This is a genomic window from Pseudomonas sp. TJI-51, from assembly GCF_000190455.2.
Taxonomy (GTDB): domain Bacteria; phylum Pseudomonadota; class Gammaproteobacteria; order Pseudomonadales; family Pseudomonadaceae; genus Aquipseudomonas; species Aquipseudomonas juntendi.
On record NZ_AEWE02000176.1, the window covers coordinates 695 to 3,000 of the forward strand.

Consider the following 2,306-nt stretch of genomic DNA (forward strand, 5'->3'; position numbering starts at 1 on the left):
GCGGCATAGGACTTGGTGGTCTCGCCTGCTGCGAAGGTCAGGGTCGCACCAGTGCTCAAGGTCACGGTGAACGGCTTGTCGAGCGCCTTGTTCAGGGTAACGGTGAAGGTCGGCGCAGTAGCCTCATTCACAGACAACTGATCGGCAGCGATGCTGACCTTGACCAAGTCGCCTTGGCCAGACGGCTCGTCAGTAACCTGAGTTTGTACCTCGGTCTTGTCCAGAGTCAGTTGCTCGAACTTCCACGCATCCTGGCCGCTGACCGAATCAATGGCGTTGACCACTGGTGCGTTGGTGCCGACGTAGACGTTGTCCGGCGCGATAACAGTGGCCGAACCGGTGGTGCTGTTGGCCGCCACGACAATGTTGGTGCCGTCGGTCAGCTTGAAGAACAGCTCCGCGTGGTTGTTGATCGGCAGACCATCTTTGTTGGTCAGCGTGATGGTGTAGGTAATCTCGCCGCCTTCGGCCACCGATGGGGTAGCGGTCAGTTTGGCGACCACTTCATCGATGGTGTCGGTGACTTTTACCGAAGCGTCGCCGCCCAGTTGCAGGTTCTCGAACGCTGCACCGGTAGCGTCGGCTGCCGACTTGATGCCCAAGGTGATTTCGCCGGCATCTTGGTAGACGTCATCGCCCTGTGCTGCGTGCTCGTAAGCCGCGGTGGTTTCGCCAGCCTTGATGGTGACCTTGGCATCGTTGCTCAGGGTCACGACCAGATCGTGGGCCAAAGGCTGATTGATATGCACGGTGAACGTCGGTTTGACGTTCTCGGCGACCGAGGTCTGGTCAGCTGTGATGGTGACCTTGACGATGTCACCTTCGTTGCCCGGTGTGCCAGGCTCGTCGGTGACCTGGGTGCTGACCTCGGTCTTGTCCAGGGTCAGTTGCTCGAACTTCCACGCATCCTGGCCGCTGACCGAGTCAATAGCGTTGACCACTGGCGCGTTGGCGCCGACGTAGACGTTGTCCGGCGCGATAACCGTGGCCGAACCGGTGGTGCTGTTGGCCGCCACGACGATATTGGTGCCGTCGCTCAGCTTGAAGTACAGCTCCGCGTGGTTGTTGATCGGCAGGCCATCTTTGTTGGTAAGCGTGATGGTGTAGGTAATCTCGCCGCCTTCGGTTACCGATGGGGTAGCGGTCAGTTTGGCGACCACTTCATCGATGGTGTCGGTGACTTTTACCGAAGCGTCGCCGCCCAGTTGCAGGTTCTCGAACGCTGCACCGGTAGCGTCGGCTGCCGACTTGATGCCCAAGGTGATTTCGCCGGCATCTTGGTAGACGTCATCGCCCTGTGCTGCGTGCTCGTAAGCCGCGGTGGTTTCGCCAGCCTTGATGGTGACCTTGGCATCGTTGCTCAGGGTCACGACCAGGTCGTGAGCCAAAGGCTGATTGATATGCACGGTGAACGTCGGTTTGACGTTCTCGGCGACCGAGGTCTGGTCGGCCGTGATGGTGACCTTGACGATGTCACCTTCGTTGCCCGGAGTGCCAGGCTCGTCGGTGACCTGAGTGCTGACCTCGGCCTTGTCCAGGGTCAGCTGCTCGAACTTCCACGCATCCTGGCCGCTGACCGAGTCAATGGCGTTGACCACTGGCGCGTTGGCGCCGACGTAGACGTTGTCCGGCGCGATAACCGTGGTCGAACCGGTGGTGCTGTTGGCCGCCACGACGATATTGGTGCCGTCGGTCAGCTTGAAGTACAGGTCCGAAGGGTTGTTGATCGGCAGACCATCTTTGTTGGTCAGCGTGATGGTGTAGGTAATCTCGCCGCCTTCGGTTACCGAAGGGCTCGCGGTCAGCGTGGCTACAACCTCACTGATGGTGTCTGAGATTTCAACAGTCGCGGGGCTACCGAACTCCAGCTTCTCAAAGGTGGCACCTGGGACGCTTGCGTCAGTAACGCCAAGAGTGAGAGAGCCGGGATCTTTGAAGACATCATCACCTTGGGCTGCCGCCTTGTACTCCACCTCTGTTTTACCGGCTTCAATGGTGACCTTGTCGCCATTGGACAGGGTAACGGTCAGTGGCCTATCCAGCGCCTGACTGACTTTTACAGTAAAGACAGGCTGCTGATCTTCAGTCACATTGCCATTGCTGACGATGCTCACAGTTACAGGGTCAATGCTGTCCTGGATGACAGTCGATGCAGGTGTTGGGTCTGGCGTCAGTTGCTCGAAGTTACCGCCGGTGGCGTTTTCGATGGTGACGCTGACGGTCGAGCCGTTGTTGTAAACGTCGTTGGCCGGGGTCTGGAAATCGACACTGCCCTGAGTCTTGCCCGCTTCAACGGTCACGGTCTG

The 2,306-nt window shown here is 58.9% G+C and carries 1 protein-coding gene; it reads right to left on the reverse strand.

The genetic code is table 11. From position 1 onward, the window contains the following. On the reverse strand, positions 1–2,306 hold a 2,306-nt coding region (locus tag G1E_RS28865), incomplete at both ends, for an immunoglobulin-like domain-containing protein (RefSeq protein WP_371259964.1).